We start from the raw sequence: 18060 nt of genomic DNA on the forward strand, positions 1-18060 counted from the left end.
CCGCGTCTGCAAAAGAGCATGCAATCGTAACCTTCTGCGCGGTATCCAGGGGCCATGTCCAAGCCGATGCTCCTGGCCGACTTCGTCCGGCTGCCCCCCATCGTCCGCGGCGACGTGGTCGAGGGGCTGGCCGCCGCGATCGATATCGTCGCCGAGCGCGGCGCGCAGAGCCACCGCTTCCTGCGCTTCGGCTGGTACGCCGCCGCGCTCGCCGCCTATGGCGGGCAGGCGCGGACGCTGGTGGTCGAGCAGGAGGATGCGCCCGTATTGGCGCTGCCGTTCGTGCCGCTCGGTCCTCGCGCGCTCCGGCTGGCGACGATCCCCGGCTGCTACTGGCCGTTCCGCAGCTTCGGCCTCGCGCTCGACGCCGGCGAGGCTGCGCTCAAGACCGCGCTGTCGACGCTGGGGGCTCACGTCAACGGCCTGCGGATCGGCCCCGTTCATGACGACGACCCCGCCGCCACCGCGCTGATCGCGGCGGCGCGTGCAAGCGGCTGGGCCGCGATCGACCGGCCGATCGGGCAGAACTGGTCGCTCGATCTCCGCCCCGCCGCCGACGGCCAGCCCTGGCCGCGCAACTCGACGCTGCGCAAGAACCGCTTCCACGAAAAGCATCTCGCCGAGCACGGTGCGCTCGACTGGCGTTTCCTGTCGGGCACGGACTGGCCCGCCGCGTTCGCTGGTCTCGGCGCGGTCGAGCAGACGAGCTGGATCGCGCACGCCACCGATCGCACCGACATGAAATTCACCACCGACGGCCATCTCGCCTTCTGGCAGGCCGCGGTCGCCGACCCGGTGCTCGCGGGCATGTTCCGCGCCGCGCTGCTCAGCGTCGAGGGGGCGCCCGCCGCCTTCTCGTTCGACATCGATACCGGCGCGCTGCTGTACGCGATCGCCAACAGCTACGACCCGCGCTTTGCCAAACAGTCGCCGGGCAAGCTGCTCTACTGGCGCAACCTGGTGGCCGCGCAGGCGCGCGGCATCCAGCGGGTCGACTGGGGCGCGGGCGACAGCGGCTACAAGCAGGTCATCGGCGCCACCGCCGACGCGCAGATCCGCGACTGGATCCTGCTGCGCCCCGGCCTGCCCGCGACGATCGGCCGCCTGCTCGGCCGGCTATGGCGCCGGAGCGGCCAGCGCGGCCGCTGACGCGCAAACTTACCCCACGCTCGCCGAGAACCCGTCCGCGGCCCCGCGCAGCACGCCGAGCTGGTCGTCGACATCGCCGAACGCATGCCCCAGCTGGTCGATCTCGGTCGCGACCGCTTCGGTCTCGACCCGGATCGTCGCGATCGTCGTCGACATCAGGTCCGCCGCCAGCGCGGTCTCGTCGACCGCGGCGGTGATCGCGGCGGCGGTGCGGGCCTGTGCCTCCATCGCGTGGCGCAGGCGTTCGGCGCTGTGCTGCACCTCGGTCACCGTCGTCTTGATCAGGGCATTGGTCGCGACCGTCGCCGCGGTCGCCGACTGGATCGCGGCGATCTTGGCAGCGATATCGTCGGTCGCACGCGCGGTCTGGTTGGCGAGGCTCTTCACTTCCTGCGCCACCACCGCGAAGCCGCGCCCGGCATCGCCCGCCCGCGCCGCCTCGATCGTCGCGTTCAGCGCGAGCAGGTTGGTCTGGCCGGCAATGCTGCGGATCAGTCCCAGGATCGATTCGATCGATTGCGCATGGTCGCTCAGTACCCTGGACACGCCCACCGCCTCGCCGGTCTGCGTGCAGGCGCGGTCGGCGATCGCGGCCGCCGCCTCGACTTCGGTCCGCGCATCCTCGATCGCATGGATCAGCCCGGCGGTGGTCCGCGCGGTCTCGCGCATCGCCACCGCGGATTGCTCCGCCGCCGATGCGACCTCGCTCGCCTTGCCGAGCATGCCGCGCGTCGAGTCGGAGGCGCCCGCCGCCTGCACGCGGATCCGCGCGCCCAGCGCGGCGGTCTGCTCGATCGACGCGGCGATGCTCCCGCGAAAGTCGGTCGCCCTGGTCTGGCGTTCGACCCGCGCGGCTTCGGCATCGCTGGCGCCGAGATGCGACGCCATGATGTCCGCCTCGATCAGCGCCAGCCGCTGCACCACGTCGCTCAGCGTCCGCATCGTCGCCATGTCGGTGCCCAGCCGATCCGCGACCAGCGTCAGCGTCACGCTGTGCGCAAAGGCGAGCGACGAGAGCAAGGCGGGCAGGGGGATTCCCGATCGATACGAATCCTCGGCATGGCTGATCGCCATCGCCTTCCATGCATCGTCGATGGGGTCGCCGTAGCGCAGCCGGACATAGTCCGCGCTCGAGGCGATGCGCCGTTCGATCGCCTCGGGCGTCAGATGCCGCACGATATGCCGCGCCGACTCCAGCGACAGGTAATGCCGCCAGAACGTCTCGGCGATCTGGCGGCAATCGGCGGGCGCGAGCAGCGCCCCCAGCGTCGCGCAGGCGGGGCCGATCGCACCGTCCCAGTCGTAATCATGCACGCGATCGCGCAGCGGTCGCTGATCCGCGCCCCAGTTCCGGGCGGGATTGCGCGTGGCCCGGCTGGCTTCGGAACCGGTCTGTGGCCCCCCGTCTTTGACGGGTCGGCCGGATATCCCCTCCTGATACTCCATTATCGCCCCCTCCTGAGGGTCCGTTATGCAGCGACCTTCGCGACGAACACGCCCGCGCTGGTCTTGAGATTGCCGAGCCGCGTATCCAGCACGTCGAACCCGCGCCCGACGCCGTCGATCTCGGTCGCGACCGTCTCGGTATCCTCGCGGATCGCGGCGATCGTGGTCGACATCGAATCGGCCGCCAGCGCGGTCTCGTCGACCGCCGCGGTGATCGCGGTCACCGTCTGCGCCTGCGCTTCCATCGCATAGCGGATCCGGTCGGCGCTCTCCTGCACCTCGGCGACGGTCGCCTTGATCGACGCGTTCGTATCGACCGTCGAGCGCGTCGCGGCCTGGATCGCGGCGATCTTGGCGGCGATATCGTCGGTCGCGCGCGCGGTCTGGTTGGCGAGGCTCTTCACCTCCTGCGCCACCACCGCGAAGCCGCGCCCGGCATCGCCCGCGCGCGCCGCCTCGATCGTCGCGTTGAGCGCGAGCAGGTTGGTCTGCCCGGCAATGTCGCGGATCAGCCCCAGGATCGATTCGATCGACTTGGCATGATCGCTTAGCGTTTCGGACATGCCGACCGCCTGGCCGGCCTGCGCCGACGCGCGGTTGGCGATCTCGGCCGCGGCCTCCACCTCGGTGCGCGCATCCTCGATCGCGCGGATCAGCCCGGCGGCGGTCTGCGCCGCCTCGCGCATGGCGACTGCGGATTGCTCGGCGGCGGCCGCGACTTCGCTCGCCTTGCCCAGCACCACGCGAGTCGATGCCGAGCTCCGCATCGCCTGTTCGCGCAGGATATGGCCTTCGTCGGTCGCGGTCTCGACCATCGCCGCGATCCCGTCGCGGAACTCCGCCGCCAGCGTATCGCGCGCGACGCGGGCCGAATGCGTCCGGTACGCGCTGTAGATCGCCACGGTGATCTCGCCTTCCAGCGCGGACAGCCGCATCAGCGTGTCGACATAGGCCGGCAGCCGGGCATCCGACCGGTCGACCCTGCGCATCAGCACCTCGAGCGCGGCACGGTCGCTCGCGCTGATCATCGACAGCAGCGCCATCGGCGAGACGTCGGCGACATAGGCCGCCGCGACCGACCGCTCGACCGACTCGACCCAGGCGCGCCCGCTCGTCTCGAGGAACCGGTTGCGCAGGAACGTGCAGCCGACCTCGATCATCCGCTCGGTCTCGTGCGGCGCCCAGATGCGTTCGTCGGAGAAGCAGCGCAGCCACTGCTCCCAATAGGCCTTCGACACATGCGTGATCTCGGGCGCGAGCGCAGCCCATACCTCGCGGCTCGCGCTGGCAAGGCTGCCGTCGAAATCGAAAACCCGCAGCCGTGCCGCCAGGTCGACAGAGGCAGCAATCGTGCCGGGAACCGGCAGGTCGGTGGTGGTCAAGATGCTGGGCTCCGGTTCGGGACTACCCGTCCAGCGCTACAGCCTATGTCTTAAGGGCTGGTTAGGGATCGGCGGTACCCGCTGGCGCCGCCGCAGAATCATTTCCGGCCCGGCTATGCGGTGTCATGGGTTATCGGACCGGCCCCAATGGGTTGCATCGCAGCACGCGCTGGCTAATAGGTCGCCCGATATATATTTTCCGGACCAAGACCGTTTTTGGTTCGTCATCTTCTGGTTCGAGGACTCCGCCCTTGGCATCGCGCAACCCGGCACGCCCGCTCTCTCCCCATCTGCAGGTCTATAAATGGGGCCCGCACATGCTGGTCTCGATCCTGCACCGCGCGACCGGCAGCGGGATGGCGACCGTCGGCAGCCTGCTGCTCGTCTGGTGGCTCGCCGCGATCGCGTCGGGCGATCAGGCCTATGCGACCTTCGTCGACGTGTTCACGCGCGATACCGGCGGCCTCAACATCCTCGGCTATATCGTCGCGGTCGGCCTGACGCTCTCGCTGTTCCAGCACATGATGACCGGCATCCGCCACTTCGTGCTCGATACCGGCGCCGGCTACGAACTGAAGCGGAACAAGATGGGCGCGATCGCGACGATGGTCGCAAGTGTCGCGCTCACGGTCGTGTTCTGGCTCTACATGGGGATCAAGTAATGGGTTCGGGTACGGCAGTCGGTCGCGTCCGCGGCCTCGGCAGCGCCAAGCACGGCACGCTTCACTGGTGGCGGCAGCGCCTGACGGCGGGCGCCAACCTGTTCCTCATGCTCTGGCTGATGATCTCGGTCGCGCGCATGCCCGGCTATGATTACGCCGCGGTCCACCTCTGGCTGCAATCCGCCTGGGTCGCGATCCCGATGGCGCTGCTGATCCTGTCGGTCTTCTACCATTTCCGTCTCGGTCTTCAGGTCGTGATCGAGGATTACCAGCATGGCGAGAGCCGTGTCGTGGCGATGATCCTGCTCAACCTGTTCACCTTCACGCTGGGCGGCATCGCCCTGTTCGCGATCCTGAAGGTCGCCTTCTCCGGAGCTCCTGCGTAATGTCAGCTGCCTACAAGATCATCGATCATACCTATGATGCGGTCGTCGTCGGGGCCGGCGGCTCGGGCCTGCGCGCCACGATGGGCATCGCCGAGAGCGGCCTCAAGACCGCGTGCATCACCAAGGTCTTCCCGACCCGGTCGCACACCGTCGCCGCCCAGGGCGGCATCGCCGCGTCGCTCGGCAACAACTCGCCGGATCACTGGACCTGGCACATGTTCGACACCGTCAAGGGCTCCGACTGGCTCGGCGACCAGGACGCAATCGAGTATCTGTGCCGCGAGGCCCCGCAGGCGGTGTACGAGCTCGAACATGCAGGCATGCCATTCAGCCGTAACGAGAACGGCACGATCTATCAGCGCCCGTTCGGCGGCCACATGCAGAACATGGGCGAGGGCCCCCCGGTCCAGCGCACCGCCGCTGCCGCCGATCGCACGGGCCACGCGATGCTCCACGCGCTCTACCAGCAGAGCCTGAAGTACAATACGGACTTCTTCGTCGAGTATTTCGCGCTCGACCTGATTATGGAAAACGGCGTCTGCCGCGGCGTCATCGCCTTGTGCATGGAAGACGGCTCGATCCACCGCTTCCGCAGCCACCAGACCGTGCTCGCCACGGGTGGCTATGGCCGCGTCTATTTCTCAGCGACCTCGGCGCACACCTGCACCGGCGACGGCAACGCGATGGTGCTCCGCGCCGGCCTGCCGCTCCAGGACATGGAGTTCGTCCAGTTCCACCCGACCGGCATCTACGGCGCGGGCGTTCTCATCACCGAGGGCGCACGCGGTGAGGGCGGCTATCTGACCAACTCCGAGGGCGAGCGCTTCATGGAGCGCTATGCCCCGTCGGCGAAGGACCTCGCCTCGCGCGACGTCGTCAGCCGCTCGATGGCGCTCGAAATGCGCGAAGGCCGCGGCGTCGGCAAGAACGGCGACCACATCTTCCTGCACCTCGATCATATCGATCCCAAGGTGCTCGCCGAGCGCCTGCCGGGAATCACCGAGACCGGCAAGGTCTTCGCGGGCGTCGATCTCACGCGCCAGCCTTTGCCCGTCACGCCGACGGTGCACTACAATATGGGCGGCATCCCGACGAACTTCCACGGCGAGGTCGTCAACCTCGTCGACGGGAACCCCGACGCGGTCGTCCCCGGCCTGTTCGCGGTCGGTGAAGCGGCCTGCGTCTCGGTCCACGGCGCCAACCGTCTCGGCTCGAACAGCCTGATCGATCTCGTGGTGTTCGGCCGCGCGACCGGCCTGCGCATCAAGGACACGCTGAAGCCCGGCACCGCACACGCACCGCTGCCCAAGGGTTCGGAAGATCTGGCGCTCACGCGTCTCGATCACTTCCGCAACGCGAGCGGCGGGTCGCCGACCGCGCAGATCCGTCTCGACATGCAGCAGACGATGCAGAAGCACTGCGCCGTGTTCCGCGACACCGAGCTGCTGAACCAAGGCGTCGAGAAGATGGCGGGCATCTATAACCGGATGACCGACGTCGCCGTGAAGGATCGCAGCATGATCTGGAACACCGATCTGGTCGAGACGATGGAGCTCGACAATCTGATCGGCCAGGCCGTCGTCACGATGAACTCGGCGGCCAACCGCACCGAGTCGCGCGGCGCGCACATGCACGAGGATTTCCCCGAGCGTGACGATGCCAACTGGATGAAGCACACCATCACCACCTTCAACGGCTGGGGCGGCAAGGGCGGCGAGACCAAGATCGATTTCCGCCCGGTGCACGACTACACGCTCACCGACGACGTGGACTACATCAAGCCAAAGAAGCGGGTGTATTGATGATCTGGGCCATCATCGCGATCGGGTTCCTCGTGCCCGTCGCGGTGGGGCTCCTCACGCGCTTCCCACCGATGATCGCCGGCTTTCTCTGGCCGGCGCTCGTCGCGATCCTGACCGCGATCTACGTCTTCGGCATCGAAACCCCCGGCGCCGGTGAGGAGCCGCAGAAGATCGCGATCACCTTCTACGCACTCTTCTCGCTCGTCGGCGGAGTCCCAGGCGGCCTCGTAGGCTGGATCCTCCAACACAAGCGCACGAACCGAAAGATCTAACGTCGCTGCCTGTTCTCCCGCGAAGGCGGGAGCCCAGTCTGGATCCCCGCCTTCGCGGGGAAGCAAGCTTGTGGTCGCCAACCGCTTCCGATCCGCATACCCCAACGGTGGCGCTGCACTGCAATTCGGCGTAAATGTCGTTGCACACCCTGCAGCGAGGCGAGGCTGGACATGGCGCATTGGACGATCCGGGCGGACTATGATCCCGAAGCCAGCGTTTGGTATTCGGTAGACGGCGACATCCCCGGGCTCGCCGCAGACGCGACGACGCTGGAGGCACTGGCGGCAAAGGCGGGCGCCATGCTGCCCGACCTTCTCGACATCCACGCCGACGATATCGCCGATCCCGCGCGTCTGGCGGGCCCGCACCGCATCCGTATCATCGCCCACCATGAGCGCGATTTCGAGATTGCGGCCTGACGGGCCGTGGTCCGGGGCTATGCCGCCCAGGTTCGCGCGATCCTGACGGCAAACGGCTGCACGTTCGTGCGACGCGGCAAGGGTGATCACGAGATCTGGCGCAGCCCGCTCGCACTGCGCCCGATCGTCGTCGATGGCACGATCCTGTCCCGCCATACGGCCAACGCGATATTGAAGCAGGCGGGGATCCCAACAAAGCTCTAGGCTCGTCCTTGCGTGACGCCGCGCGGAACTCGCCGCCGCTGCGAAAGTTTGCCGCGCATGACCGACACATCCCCCGCCTCGAACGCGCGCAACTACCCGTTGCTCGCCGTCCCCCATATCCAGCTCCACGGCCCCGTCGACGACGCGATGTACGACAATTTCACGTCGCAGCTCGTCGCCGCCCCCGCCGATGGCCCGCTCGTCGTCTCGATCACCACGCTCGGCGGCGATCCCGAGGTCGCGCGCGCGATGGGGGACAATATCCGCCTGCTCCGCGACTATACCGGCCGCGAGACGCTCTTTCTCGGCAAGGTCGCGGTCTATTCGGCCGGCGCGACCTTCATGTCCGCCTTCCCGGTCGACAGCCGCTTCCTCACGCGCGGCAGCCGGATCATGATCCATGAGCGCCAGATGCAGAGCACGATCCAGCTCAACGGCCCGCTCAACACGCTGTCCTATGCGCTCAAAGCCAAGCTCCACGAGATCGAGGACTCGATCAACATCCAGGAGGAGGGCTTCCGCGCGATCGTCGAGGGCTCGAAGGTATCGCTCGAAGAGCTGAAGAAGAAGGCCCCGTCCAACTGGTACATCGAAGCCGAGGAGGCACGCGACCTGGGGCTCATCCTCGACATCATCTGACCCGGTTTCAGTAGGCGCGCTTCGGCAGTAGCGGGCAGGTGTGACGCATGTTGCACCTGCTAAGCTAAGGGTTTGCGGGGAGGGCCGCTGTCATGTATCGGCTCTGACAACCTATCATCACACCACGGACGGACCGCTCGCAATGGCCGAATTCTCGCTCCCGAAGAACAGCGTCGTCAAGAAGGGCGTTAAGCACGCGCCCGCGAACGGGGGCAAGCGGCTCAAGTCCTTCAAGGTCTATCGCTACGATCCCGACAGCGGCGAGAACCCGCGCTACGATACGTTCGCGCTCGATCTCGACGAGACCGGCCCGATGGTGCTCGACGCGCTGATCAAGATGAAGAGCGAGCAGGACAGCTCGCTTACCTTCCGTCGTTCGTGCCGCGAGGGCATCTGCGGTTCGTGCTCGATGAACATCAACGGCAAGAACGGCCTGGCCTGCACGACCGCGATCGAGGATTGCAAGGGCGAGGTCCAGATCACGCCGCTGCCGCACATGGACGTAATCAAGGACCTCGTCCCCGATTTCACGCATTTCTACGCGCAATATTCGTCGATCAAGCCCTGGCTCCAGACCGTCACCCCGCCGCCCTCGGGCAAGGAGCGGCTCCAGTCGCCCGCCGACCGCTCGAAGCTCGACGGCCTCTATGAGTGCATCCTGTGCGCCTGCTGCTCGACCTCGTGCCCGAGCTACTGGTGGAACAGCGACAAGTTCCTCGGCCCGGCGATCCTGTTGCAGGCCTATCGCTGGCTCGCCGACAGCCGCGACGAGATGACCGGCGAGCGGCTCGACGAGCTCGAGGATCCGTTCCGCCTGTATCGCTGCCACACGATCATGAACTGCGCGAACGCGTGCCCCAAGGGCCTCAACCCCGCCAAGGCGATCGCCGAGATCAAGAAGATGGAAGCCGAACGGATCGTCTGATCCTCGGGGAGGGGAGGTGAGTTTTTCCCCACCCCGTTCGTCCCGAGTAGCCATCGAGCGTGTCGAGATGGCGTATCGAAGGACATGTACCTCGATACGAGCCCTCGACTTCGCTCGGTCTCTACTCGGCACGAACGGCAAATATGACTGACAAACCCCATTTCGTCGAAGCCGAAGACCCCGCCAACCCGGGCTGGCGCAGCTGGTCGCTCTCGGACCCGACCCGTTTTAACACCCTCCTCGGCCCCATGCTCTACCGCGTCGACGGCCAGATCGTCCGCGTGCGCATCACCCCCGAGCATCGCCACTCGAATCTCCAGAACAACGTCCACGGCGGCGCGCTCCTCGCGTTCATCGACGTCGCGCTGTTCGCGGCCGCGCGGGGCTTCGGCCTGATCACCGCCGGCACCGCGGTGACGCTCGATCTCAACACGCAGTTCATCGGCGGCGGCAAGGTCGGCGTGCCCGTAGAGGCGCAGGTCGAAGTCCTCAAGGAAACCGGCCGCCTCTTGTTCCTGCGGGGCCTCGTGGTGCAAGGCGACGACGAAGCGAAGATCGCCGCCTTCTCGGCCACGATCCGCAAGCCGTCCAAGGGCTGATACCGCCCGCACCCACCACCCCGGCGAAGGCCGGGGCCCAATTGGGACACGATCATTGTTCAAGCGCCCCGCTCCGTCATCGAAGCCTCTCCACTTGGGCCCCGGCCTCCGCCGGGGTGGTACAGAGCAATGACCGTCGTCCAAGCCTATGACGCGCTGATCGCCTCAGGCGAACTCCGCCCCGACCCCGAGCAAGCCGCCGCCGCCGCGCGCCTCGACACGCTCGCCACCGAACTCGCCACCCCGAAATCCACCGGCTTCTTCGCCCGCCTCACCGGCAAGAAGGCCGACCCCCGCGGCGTCTACCTCTGGGGCGGGGTCGGCCGCGGCAAGTCGATGCTGATGGACCTGTTCTACGAGAACGCCGCAGTCGAGAAGAAGCGCCGCGTCCATTTCGGCGAGTTCATGCTCGAGGTCCACGCGCGCATCGCCGCCGAGCGTCGCAAGGAGGTCGGCGACCCGATCGTCCCCGTCGCCACCGCGATCGCCGACGAGACCCGCCTGCTCGCGTTCGACGAGATGATGGTCACCAACAGCCCCGACGCGATGATCCTGTCGCGCCTCGTCACCTCGCTGCTCGACTCGGGCGTGACGATCGTCACGACGTCGAACCGTCCGCCGTCCGATCTCTACAAGAACGGCCTCAACCGCGAGCATTTCCTGCCCTTCATCGCGACGATCGAGCAGCGCCTCGACGTCCTCCCCCTCAACGGCCCCGTCGACTACCGCCGCGACCGGCTCGGCAGCCAGGACACCTGGCTCGTCCCCAACGGCCCCGAGGCGACCGCGCAGCTCTCCGCCGCGTTCTTCCGCCTCACCGACTTCTCGACCGACGACAGCGAGCATGTCCCATCCGAAGACCTGATCGTCCAGGGCCGCACGCTCCGCGTCCCCAAGTCGCTCAAGGGCGTCGCGGTGTTCAGCTTCAAGAAGCTGTGCGGCGAGGCGAGGGGCGTGGCCGACTATCTCGCCATCGCGCGCAAATTCCACACGATCATCCTCGTCGGCATCCCCAAGCTCGGACCCGACAGCCGCAACGAGGCCGCGCGTTTCGTGGCGCTGATCGACGCGCTCTACGAGCACAAGGTCAAGCTCCTCGCCGCCGCCGATGCGCAGCCCGGCGACCTCTACGAGAGCGGCGACGGCCGGTTCGAATTCGACCGCACGATCAGCCGTCTCGAGGAGATGCGCTCCGAGGACTATCTCGCCGAAGGGCACCTGTAAGCTTATTGCTCCTGCGAACGACTTGCAATAACGCCCTCACTTTTCCGCTTTAGAGGTTGCCGTAAGGGCATAATGCGCGTAACCGGCGTCACCAATCACCCCGCACATCAGACGGAGACGGATTGGAATGGCTCGCAAGAAGATCGCGCTGATCGGCGCCGGTAACATCGGCGGCACGCTCGCGCACCTCGCAGCACTCAAGGGCCTTGGCGATATCGTCCTGTTCGACGTCGCCGAGGGCATCCCCCAGGGCAAGGCACTCGATCTGTCGCAGTGCGGACCCGTAGAAGGCTTCGACTCGCAGATCACCGGCTCGAACGACTATGCCGACATCGCCGGCGCAGACGTGATCATCGTCACCGCCGGTGTCGCACGCAAGCCCGGCATGAGCCGCGACGACCTGCTCGGCATCAACCTCAAGGTCATGAAGGCCGTCGGCGAGGGCATCAAGGCCAACGCGCCCGGCGCATTCGTGATCTGCATCACCAACCCGCTCGACGCGATGGTTTGGGCGCTGCGTGAGTTCTCGGGTCTGCCGCACCACATGGTCGTCGGCATGGCCGGCGTGCTCGATTCGTCGCGCTTCAGCCACTTCCTCGCCGACGAGTTCAAGGTCTCGGTCAAGGATGTCACCAGCTTCGTGCTCGGCGGCCACGGCGACACGATGGTCCCGGTCATTTCCTATTCGACCGTCTCGGGCATCCCGGTTCCCGATCTCATCGCGATGGGCATGTCCACGCAGGAGAAGATCGACGCGATCGTCAAGCGCACGCGCGGCGGCGGCGGCGAGATCGTCGCACTGCTCAAGACCGGCTCGGCCTATTACGCGCCCGCCACCAGCGGCATCGCGATGGCCGAAGCCTATCTCTACGACCAGAAGCGCGTCCTGCCGGCGGCGGCGTACGTCTCGGGTGAGTATGGCCTCAACGATCTCTACGTCGGCGTGCCGGTGGTGATCGGTGCCGGCGGCGTCGAGAAGATCGTCGAGATCAAGCTCGACGACGAAGCCAAGGGCAACCTCCAGGTCTCGGTCGACGCGGTCAAGGAACTGATCGTCGCCTGCAAGGGCATCGACGGTAGCCTGAACTAAGGTGACCTCCCGGCCAGCCACCTTGTTCACCCGCGAAGGCGGGTGCCCAGACTGGGTCCCCGCCTTCGCGGGGAAACAAGGGCACGGACGGTGACCAAGGCCGGCTATGTCTACATCATGGCGAGCCGGCGAAACGGAACGATTTATCTCGGCGTGACCAGCGACCTAGCCGCGCGATCCTATCAGCATCGTAACGGCCTGATCATCGGTTTCACGAAAACGCACTACTGCAAACTTCTAGTTTGGTATGAGGTGCATGACGATCTGGAGAATGCGCGGCTGCGCGAACTTCAGATGAAGAAGTGGAACCGGCAGTGGAAACTGTCCGAGATCGAGCGAATGAACCCCGACTGGAACGACCTGTTCGAGTCATTATTTTAGCAGGCTTGTTCACCCGCTAGCGCGGGCGCCCAAGCTGAATTCCGGCCTTCGCCGGGGTGGTAAGGAACGAGACAAGATGAGCATCCTCGTCGACAAGAACACCAAGGTCATCACGCAGGGCATGACCGGCGAAACCGGCAGCTTCCACACCAAGATGGCGCTGGAATACGGCACGCAGATGGTCGGTGGCGTCACCCCCGGCAAGGGCGGCACGACGCACCTCGACCTCCCCGTCTACAACACCGTCGCCGAAGCCAAGGCGATGACCGGCGCGACCGCGTCGGTCATCTACGTGCCGCCCCCCTTCGCCGCCGATTCGATCCTCGAGGCGATCGACGCGAACATCGAGCTGATCGTCGCGATCACCGAGGGCATTCCGGTGCTCGACATGGTCAAGGTCAAGCGCGCACTGTCGGGTTCCAAGTCGCGCCTCATCGGCCCGAACTGCCCCGGCGTGCTGACCCCCGGCGAGTGCAAGATCGGCATCATGCCCGGCTCGATCTTCAAGAAGGGCTCGGTCGGCGTTGTCAGCCGTTCAGGCACGCTCACCTATGAGGCGGTCTTCCAGACGTCGAACGCAGGCCTTGGTCAGACGACCGCGGTCGGCATCGGTGGCGATCCGGTCAACGGCACGAACTTCATCGACGTGCTCGAGCTGTTCCTCGCCGACGACGAGACGCAGTCGATCATCATGATCGGCGAAATCGGCGGCGACGCCGAGGAGCAGGCTGCACAGTTCCTGATCGACGAGGCCAAGCGTGGCCGCAAGAAGCCGATGGCCGGCTTCATCGCGGGCCGCACGGCGCCTCCGGGTCGTCGCATGGGCCATGCCGGTGCGATCGTTTCGGGCGGCAAGGGCGATGCCGAGAGCAAGATCGCGGCGATGGAAGCCGCCGGGATCCGCGTTTCGGAAAGCCCCAGCCTGCTCGGCGAGACGCTGCTGAGCGTGTTGAAGGGCTGATTTTACTACCCCTCTCCCCCCGGGGAGAGGGAAGGAGCTGCCACTTGGCAGCGGAAGGGTGAGGGCACGTGACCGCCCGTGCCCTCACCCTCCCACCCGCAAGTGCGGGCGGGCCCCTCCCTCTCCCCCGCGGGGAGAGGGGAATCGAGGACGAGAACGATGGGCTACGAAGGCCAGGATTTCAGCGATATCGCAGCCGGCGTCAGCCCGGCGTTCGTAGAGACGCTCTACGCCAAGTTCACCGCCGATCCGGCCTCGGTCGAATCCGGCTGGCGGACGTTCTTCGAGGATCTCGAAGGCTCCGCGCAGGGCCCGAGCTGGGAAAGCGCGCGCTGGCCGCTGACCACCACGGACGACCTCACCGCAGCACTCGATCCCACCCAGATGGAGCCTGCGCCCAAGCCCGCAAAGGGTGGCAAGCCGGCCCCCGCAGCCGCCGCGCCCGCCCCCGTCTCGAAGGACGAGATCGCCAAGGCAGCGGCCGACGCGATCCGCGCGCAGATGCTGATCCGCACCTACCGCGTCCGCGGCCACCTCGCCGCCAATCTCGATCCGCTCGGTCTCTCCAAGCGCGAGATGCCCGAGGATCTCAAGACCGAATATCACGGCTTCTCCGACGCCGACATCGACCGCAAAGTCTATCTCGGCGGCACGATGGGCTTCGAATGGGCGACCATCCGCGAGCTCGTCGACACGCTGCGCAAGAATTACTGCGGCAATGTCGGCCTCGAATACATGCACATCGCCGATGTCGAGGAGCGCCGCTTCCTCCAGGAGCGCATGGAGGGCCAGGACAAGGCGATCGAATTCTCCGTCGACGGCAAGAAGGCGATCCTCAACAAGGTCATCGAAGCCGAGCAGTGGGAGAAATTCCTCGGCAAGAAGTATGTCGGCACGAAGCGGTTCGGGCTCGACGGCGGCGAATCGATGATCCCCGCGCTCGAATCGGTGATCAAGTACGGCGGCCAGATGGGCGTGCGCGAGATCGTCATCGGCATGGCGCATCGCGGTCGTCTGAACGTGCTCGCCAACGTAATGGCCAAGCCCTTGCGTGTCATCTTCCACGAATTCGCTGGCGGTTCGGCCAACCCCGATGACATCGGCGGGTCTGGCGACGTGAAGTACCACCTCGGCACCAGCACCGACCGCGAGTTCGACGGCCACAAGGTTCATATGAGCCTCGTCGCCAACCCGTCGCATCTCGAGGCGGCCGACCCCGTCGTGCTCGGCAAGACGCGCGCGATCCAGACGCTCAACAACGATCTCAAGGACCATGTCGCTTCGCTGCCCGTGCTGATCCACGGCGATGCGGCGTTCGCAGGGCAGGGGATCGTCTGGGAGTGCCTCGGCTTCTCGGGCATCCGCGGCTACAACACCGGCGGCTGCGTCCACTTCATCATCAACAACCAGGTCGGCTTCACGACCAGCCCGCAGTTCGCGCGCTCGTCGCCTTACCCGTCGGACGTCGCCAAGGGCGTCCAGGCGCCGGTCTTTCACGTCAATGGCGACGATCCCGAGGCGGTGACCTTCGCCACCAAGATGGCGATGGAATTCCGTCAGAAGTTCCACCGCGACATCGTCATCGACATGTGGTGCTATCGCCGCTTCGGCCATAACGAGGGCGACGAGCCGTCCTTCACGCAGCCGCTGATGTACGACATCATCCGCAAGCACCCCGGCGTCAGCTCGGTCTATGGCAACCGCCTGATCAAGGAAGGCGTCATCGACCAGCCCTGGATCGACGAGAATGTGAAGCAGCTCACATTGCGGCTCGAGGGCGAGTTCGAAGCGGGTTCGTCGTACAAGCCAAACAAGGCCGACTGGTTCGGCGGTCGCTGGACCGGCCTCAGCGCACCGACCGACGGTGCGTCCGCACGTCGCAACGTCGAGACCGGCCTCAGCCAGAAGCTGTTCGATTCGCTCGGCCGCACGCTGACGACGGTTCCCGACAGCGTGAAGATCCACAAGACGCTCGCGCGCGTGCTCGATGCCAAGCGTGAGATGTTCAAGTCGGGCAAGGGCTTCGACTGGGCGACCGGCGAGGCACTCGCGTTCGGCGGGCTTCTGTCCGAAGGCTATGGCGTCCGTCTGTCCGGCCAGGATTCGGGCCGCGGCACCTTCTCGCAGCGTCACGCGGTCTGGGTCGACCAGACCGACGAACACAAATACGTGCCGCTGCAGGAGATCGAGCACGGCAATTTCGAAGTGCTCGACAGCCCGCTCAGCGAATACGGCGTGCTCGGCTTCGAGTATGGCTATGCGCTCGCCGACCCGAAGACGCTCGTCCTCTGGGAGGCGCAGTTCGGCGATTTCGTCAACGGCGCGCAGATCATGATCGATCAGTTCATCACGAGCGGCGAGTCGAAGTGGCTCCGCGCCAACGGCCTCGTGATGCTGCTCCCGCACGGCTATGAAGGGCAGGGGCCCGAGCACAGCTCGGCACGTCCCGAGCGCTTCCTTCAGTCCTGCGCGGACGACAATATCCAGGTCGCGAACTGCACCAGCCCGGCGAACTATTTCCACCTGCTCCGTCGGCAGATGCATCGCAACTTCCGCAAGCCCCTGATCGTGATGACCCCCAAGTCGTTGCTGCGTCACAAGCTCGCGGTGTCGAACGCCGAGGACTTCCAGGGCGACAGCCACTTCCGTCGTCTCCTGTCCGACACCAACGGTGCAGCCGATGTCGACACCAAGCGTCTCGTCCTGTGCACCGGCAAGGTCGCCTACGACCTGATCGAGGCACGCGATGCGGCGGGCGACACCGACACGCAGATCGTCCGCGTCGAGCAGCTCTATCCCTTCCCCGGCAACCCGATCGCCGAGCGCGTCGCGCGGATGCCGAACCTGGAAGAGATCGTCTGGGCGCAGGAAGAGCCGAAGAACAACGGCTACTGGTTCTTCGTCGAGCCGCTGATCGAGGAGGCGCTGGCAACGGTGAACTCGCCGGTCAAGCGCGCGCGCTATGCCGGGCGCAACGCCTCGGCGTCGCCCGCGACCGGCCTGATGAAGCGTCACCAGGCCGAGCAGGGCGCACTCGTCGCAGACGCGCTCGGCCACAGCGTCCGCGACGAAATCCGCCGCACCCGCGCATCGTAACACCGCCACCCTCACTGTTCCCCGGCGAAGGCCGGGGCCCAGTTGGGGGAGGCCAGTCGCTAAGAAATGACCTTTCCCACCTGGGCCCCGGCCTTCGCCGGGGAACGATAGGAAGATAGAAAATGGCAACCGAAGTCACCGTCCCCGTCCTGGGTGAATCGATCACCGAAGCCACCCTCGGCGAGTGGCTGAAGCAGCCCGGCGATCCCGTCGCCGTCGACGAGCCCATCGCCAGCCTCGAGACCGACAAGGTCTCGGTCGAGGTGCCCTCGCCGGTCGCCGGCGTCATGGGTCAGCACGCGGTCGCAGTCGGCGACACGGTCCAGGTCGGCGCGATGCTCGCCACGATCGACGCCGGTGACGGCGCCGCCGCAGCTAAGGCCCCCGAGCCTGCCGCGACCGCAACGCCCTCGGCGCCCGCGAAGGACGAGTCCGGCGCAGGGTACGGCGACCAGCCTGGTGCCGGCACGAGCGACTCCCCCGCCGCGCTCTCGCCGTCGGTCCGCCGCGCGGTGCTCGAGCACGGCGTTGACCCCGGCACCGTCAAGGGCACCGGCCGCGACGGTCGCATCACCAAGGAAGACGTGACCGCCGCTGCCTCGAGCAAGCCCGCCCCCGCGGCCGCACCTGCGCCTGCACCGGCCGCAGCGCCCGCCGCCTCGGGCCGCGGTGAAGAGCGCGTCCGCATGACTCGCCTGCGCCAGACGATCGCCAAGCGCCTCAAGGAAGCGCAGAACACCGCCGCGATGCTGACGACGTTCAACGACGTCGACATGACCGCGGTGATCGAGGCGCGCGCCAAGTACAAGGACCTGTTCGAGAAGAAGCACGGCGTCCGCCTCGGCTTCATGGGCTTCTTCGTGAAGGCCGCGACGATGGCGCTGCGCGACATCCCGTCGGTCAACGCGTCGATCGACGGCGACGACATCGTCTATCACGATTACGCCGACATCTCGGTCGCCGTTTCGTCGCCGGGCGGCCTCGTCGTCCCCGTGATCCGCGATGCCGACCAGATGTCGGTCGCGACGATCGAGAAGACGATCGGCGACTTCGGCAAGCGCGCCAAGGACGGCGCGCTCAAGATGGACGAGATGAAGGGCGGCACGTTCACGATCTCGAACGGCGGCGTGTTCGGCTCGCTGATGTCGACCCCGATCATCAACCCGCCGCAGTCGGCAGTGCTGGGCCTCCACCGCATCGAGGAGCGCCCGGTCGCGATCAACGGCCAGGTCGTCATCCGCCCGATGATGTATCTCGCGCTCAGCTACGATCACCGCCTGATCGACGGCCGCGAAGCCGTGACGTTCCTCGTCGCGCTCAAGAACGCGATCGAGGATCCGACGCGCATCCTGATCGACCTGTAAGTATCCAAGCACCCCGGCGCAGGCCGGGGCCCAGTGTGGAAGGCCGTGGTGACGAAGC

General features: G+C 66.5%; 18 protein-coding genes. 16 read left to right on the forward strand and 2 right to left on the reverse strand.

Going from position 1 to position 18060, the window contains the following annotated elements; genetic code table 11:
• Positions 1-54 precede the first annotated feature (54 nt).
• Complete coding sequence (locus C8J26_RS10360; RefSeq protein WP_107957835.1) at positions 55-1149, forward strand: GNAT family N-acetyltransferase; 1095 nt, start codon at positions 55-57, stop codon at positions 1147-1149.
• Positions 1150-1158: 9 nt separating this feature from the next.
• Here C8J26_RS10360 and C8J26_RS21070 read toward each other — a convergent pair whose 3' ends face one another.
• On the reverse strand, positions 1159-2463 hold the full coding sequence (locus tag C8J26_RS21070; RefSeq protein ID WP_341871501.1) for a methyl-accepting chemotaxis protein: 1305 nt from the start codon (positions 2461-2463) through the stop codon (positions 1159-1161).
• A 155-nt stretch (positions 2464-2618) separates the two neighbouring features.
• Entirely contained in the window at positions 2619-3962 is a 1344-nt protein-coding gene (locus C8J26_RS10370; protein ID WP_107958161.1) for a methyl-accepting chemotaxis protein, read from the reverse strand.
• 266 nt (positions 3963-4228) lie between these two features.
• Between C8J26_RS10370 and sdhC the strand changes: the two genes are divergently transcribed.
• The 15 genes from sdhC to odhB all read left to right on the forward strand — a co-directional run bounded on the left by sdhC (position 4229) and on the right by odhB (position 18002).
• A complete protein-coding gene (gene sdhC, locus C8J26_RS20875; RefSeq protein ID WP_056416552.1) occupies positions 4229-4639 on the forward strand; it encodes a succinate dehydrogenase, cytochrome b556 subunit in 411 nt (136 codons plus the stop codon).
• Positions 4639-5025: a succinate dehydrogenase, hydrophobic membrane anchor protein gene (gene sdhD / locus C8J26_RS10380; RefSeq protein ID WP_107957839.1), complete on the forward strand. Its 387-nt coding sequence runs from the start codon at positions 4639-4641 to the stop codon at positions 5023-5025. The genes sdhC and sdhD overlap by 1 nt, the downstream gene beginning before the upstream one ends.
• Positions 5025-6827 carry a succinate dehydrogenase flavoprotein subunit gene (gene sdhA / locus C8J26_RS10385; RefSeq protein ID WP_056016680.1) on the forward strand — a complete coding sequence of 601 codons (1803 nt, stop codon included), beginning with the start codon at positions 5025-5027 and terminating at the stop codon, positions 6825-6827. Before sdhD ends, sdhA begins: the two co-directional genes overlap by 1 nt.
• Positions 6824-7099 (forward strand): hypothetical protein, encoded by a 276-nt coding sequence (locus C8J26_RS10390; protein ID WP_208631371.1) that lies wholly within the window; start codon positions 6824-6826, stop codon positions 7097-7099. The genes sdhA and C8J26_RS10390 overlap by 4 nt, the downstream gene beginning before the upstream one ends.
• A gap of 171 nt (positions 7100-7270) precedes the next feature.
• Positions 7271-7519, forward strand: a complete 249-nt coding sequence (locus C8J26_RS10395; protein ID WP_056416563.1) for a DUF1902 domain-containing protein — start codon at positions 7271-7273, stop codon at positions 7517-7519.
• A gap of 6 nt (positions 7520-7525) precedes the next feature.
• Positions 7526-7723, forward strand: coding sequence for a type II toxin-antitoxin system HicA family toxin (locus tag C8J26_RS10400; protein WP_056416566.1), 198 nt, complete (start codon positions 7526-7528; stop codon positions 7721-7723).
• A gap of 57 nt (positions 7724-7780) precedes the next feature.
• Positions 7781-8362 (forward strand): ClpP family protease, encoded by a 582-nt coding sequence (locus C8J26_RS10405; RefSeq protein WP_056416569.1) that lies wholly within the window; start codon positions 7781-7783, stop codon positions 8360-8362.
• 142 nt (positions 8363-8504) lie between these two features.
• The gene (locus tag C8J26_RS10410; protein ID WP_107957843.1) at positions 8505-9287 is read left to right on the forward strand and encodes a succinate dehydrogenase iron-sulfur subunit; all 783 of its coding nucleotides are present in this window, start codon (positions 8505-8507) and stop codon (positions 9285-9287) included.
• 143 nt (positions 9288-9430) lie between these two features.
• Positions 9431-9886 carry a PaaI family thioesterase gene (locus tag C8J26_RS10415; protein ID WP_107957845.1) on the forward strand — a complete coding sequence of 152 codons (456 nt, stop codon included), beginning with the start codon at positions 9431-9433 and terminating at the stop codon, positions 9884-9886.
• A 129-nt stretch (positions 9887-10015) separates the two neighbouring features.
• On the forward strand, positions 10016-11110 hold the full coding sequence (gene zapE, locus C8J26_RS10420) for a cell division protein ZapE (RefSeq protein WP_107957847.1): 1095 nt from the start codon (positions 10016-10018) through the stop codon (positions 11108-11110).
• 127 nt (positions 11111-11237) lie between these two features.
• Positions 11238-12200 carry a malate dehydrogenase gene (mdh, locus tag C8J26_RS10425; protein ID WP_056416577.1) on the forward strand — a complete coding sequence of 321 codons (963 nt, stop codon included), beginning with the start codon at positions 11238-11240 and terminating at the stop codon, positions 12198-12200.
• Positions 12201-12290: 90 nt separating this feature from the next.
• The gene (locus tag C8J26_RS10430) at positions 12291-12581 is read left to right on the forward strand and encodes a GIY-YIG nuclease family protein (RefSeq protein ID WP_107957848.1); all 291 of its coding nucleotides are present in this window, start codon (positions 12291-12293) and stop codon (positions 12579-12581) included.
• 76 nt (positions 12582-12657) lie between these two features.
• Entirely contained in the window at positions 12658-13542 is an 885-nt protein-coding gene (sucD, locus tag C8J26_RS10435) for a succinate--CoA ligase subunit alpha (protein WP_055873333.1), read from the forward strand.
• A 159-nt stretch (positions 13543-13701) separates the two neighbouring features.
• Positions 13702-16638, forward strand: coding sequence for a 2-oxoglutarate dehydrogenase E1 component (locus tag C8J26_RS10440; protein ID WP_107957850.1), 2937 nt, complete (start codon positions 13702-13704; stop codon positions 16636-16638).
• A 122-nt stretch (positions 16639-16760) separates the two neighbouring features.
• Positions 16761-18002, forward strand: coding sequence for a 2-oxoglutarate dehydrogenase complex dihydrolipoyllysine-residue succinyltransferase (gene odhB, locus C8J26_RS10445; RefSeq protein ID WP_107957852.1), 1242 nt, complete (start codon positions 16761-16763; stop codon positions 18000-18002).
• The last annotated feature ends 58 nt before the right edge of the window (positions 18003-18060 follow it).

The sequence above is a fragment of the Sphingomonas aurantiaca genome, assembly GCF_003050705.1.
Taxonomy (GTDB): Bacteria; Pseudomonadota; Alphaproteobacteria; order Sphingomonadales; family Sphingomonadaceae; genus Sphingomonas; species Sphingomonas aurantiaca.